Here is a 2,418-nt window from a genome sequence, read left to right as displayed (position 1 = left end):
GGGCTCCCGCCAGCCCCGTCAGATCCGCGAGCCCCGTCTGCTCCGCCGACCCCGTCAGCCCCATCCGGTCCGCCAGCCCCCTCGGGCCCGTCCCACCCCCGGTGTCCGCCGGACCGAGTGCGCCGGTCTGCTCGGGCCGGTCCGCCGTGGCGGGAGCGAGGCGCACCGCCGGGGCCGCGACCTTCGCCAGCCGGACCGCGCACACCTTCAGCTCCGGCTGGAACGAGATCGGGTCGACCGCGTCGTTCGTCACCGCGTTCACGCCGAGGTACTCGCCGAACAGATCGTTCCAGTGGAACGGCGCGAAGCACTCCCCCGCCGCGACCCGGTCCGTGATCCGGGCCGGAAGCACCGCGCGGCCGCGCCGCGAGGCGACCTCGACTCCGTCGCCCTCGGCCAGCCCCAGGGCGGCCGCGTCGTCGGGGTGGATCTCCACGAAGGGGGCCGGGTCCAGCCGGTTCAGTTTGGTGATCTTCGCCGTCTTGGTGAGGGTGTGCCACTGGTGCTGGAGCCGCCCGGTGTTGAGGAGATGCGGGAAGTCCTCGTCGGGCATTTCGGCCGCCGGCAGGTGCGGGCGGGCGTGGAAGACCGCCCGACCGCCGGGCAGCGGGAAGGCGAGCCTGGGCACGCTGCCGTCGGGCCGGACGGTCAGCTCCTGGCTGACGCCGTCGTTGAGATAGCGCACGGGGTTGCGGGCGGGCCCTTCGACGTCCGCGCTCGGCCACTGCACGGGCGTCTCGCGCAGTCGCTCGTACGTCACACCGCGAAGGTCGTAGCCAGTGTGCGGGTTCCGGGCCCGGGTGATCTCGGCGAAGATCTCCTCGGCACTCGTGTAGCCGAAGGCGTCCTCGAACCCCAGGGCGCAGGCCACCGCCGCGATGATCCGCCAGTCCGGCCAGGCCTCGCCCGGCGGATCGGTGGCGCGGCGGGAGAGGGTGAGGGTGCGCTCCGAGTTGATCATCACTCCCTCGGACTCGGCCCAGAGGGCGGCGGGCAGGACGACATCGGCGTACGCGTTGGTCTCGGTGTCGGCGAACACGTCCTGGGTGACGACGAACTCGGCGGCCTCCAGTCCCTCGATGACGGTGCGGCGGTTGGCGACCGAGGCGACCGGGTTGGTGCAGATGATCCAGCAGGCCTTGATCTCCCCCTCTGCCATGCGCCGGAACATGTCGACGGTGCCGCTGCCCGAGCCGTCCGCGCGCAGGGTGCCGGGTGGGACGCCCCACAGCTCCTCGGTGAAGGCGCGGTCCTCGTCGGACAGGACCGATCGCTGGCCGGGCAGCCCGGGGCCCATGTAACCCATCTCGCGGCCGCCCATGGCGTTGGGCTGGCCGGTGAGCGAGAACGGTCCGCTGCCGGGGCGGCAGATCGCGCCCGTCGCCAGATGCAGGTTGATCAGCGCGTTGGTGTTCCAGGTGCCGTGGGTGGACTGGTTGAGACCCATCGTCCAGCAGCTCATCCACTCGCCCGCCTCGCCGATCCAGCGGGCCGCCTGCCGGATGTCGTCCTCCGGGATGCCGGTGATCTCCGCGACCACGGCGGGCGGGTAGTCGCGGAGGAAGGCGGGCATCTGTTCCCAGCCCTCGGTGTGCTCGGCGATGAACGCGGGGTCGGTGTGCCCGTTCTCGACGAGGAGGTGCAGCAGGCCGTTGAGGAGGGCCAGGTCGGTGCCGGGCCGGATCCGCAGGTACAGGTCGGCCTTGGCGGCGGTGGCGTTGCGCCGGGGGTCGACGACGATCAGCTTCGCGCCGGCTTTGACGCGCTCCATCATCCGCAGGAAGAGGATCGGGTGGCAGTCGGCCATGTTGGCGCCGGTGACGAGGAAGACGTCGGCGTGGGCGAAGTCCTCGTACGAGCCGGGCGGCCCGTCCGCGCCGAGGGACAGCTTGTAGCCGCTGCCCGCGCTCGCCATGCAGAGCCGGGAGTTCGACTCGATGGTGTTGGTGCGCAGGAAACCCTTGGCCAGCTTGTTGGCGAGGTACTGCGCCTCCAGCGTCATCTGGCCGGAGACGTAGAGGGCCACCGCGTCCGGGCCGTGGGTGTCCAGCACGGACCGCAGCCGGCGCGCAGTCTCCGCGATGGCGGCATCCCGGCCGAGCGGGGCGGGCTGCTCGCTGCGGTCGGCGCGGGCCAGGGCGGTGGTCAGCCGGCCGGGGGCGGCGAGGAGGTCCGCCCCGGTCGCGCCCTTGGTGCAGAGCCGGCCGGCGTTCGACGGGTGCTCCTTGTCGCCGGACGCCTTCAGAACGGTGCGGCGGCCGTCGGGTCCGGCGGCGATGTCGAGGACGATCCCGCAGCCGACACCGCAGTACGAGCAGACCGTACGCACCCGGTCGGTGGCGGGGGCGTCCGGCGGCGGGATCGGCACGGTCATGTGCGGGGCCCTTCGGGGGCGGGCGTTCCCGGAGGGACGCGCAC

The 2,418-nt window shown here is 72.8% G+C and carries 1 protein-coding gene; it reads right to left on the bottom strand.

Annotation, left to right across the window (positions count from 1 at the left end):
* A partial coding sequence (locus D3105_RS33440; RefSeq protein WP_240647125.1) for a molybdopterin oxidoreductase family protein occupies positions 1-2,374 on the bottom strand: 2,374 nt, incomplete at its 3' end.
* Positions 2,375-2,418 lie beyond the last annotated feature (44 nt).

Source organism: Streptomyces globisporus (assembly GCF_003501885.1).
Taxonomy (GTDB): Bacteria; Actinomycetota; Actinomycetes; order Streptomycetales; family Streptomycetaceae; genus Streptomyces; species Streptomyces globisporus_D.
Note: the sequence above shows the minus strand (reverse complement) of the source record. Positions and strands in the feature narration are given on the sequence as shown.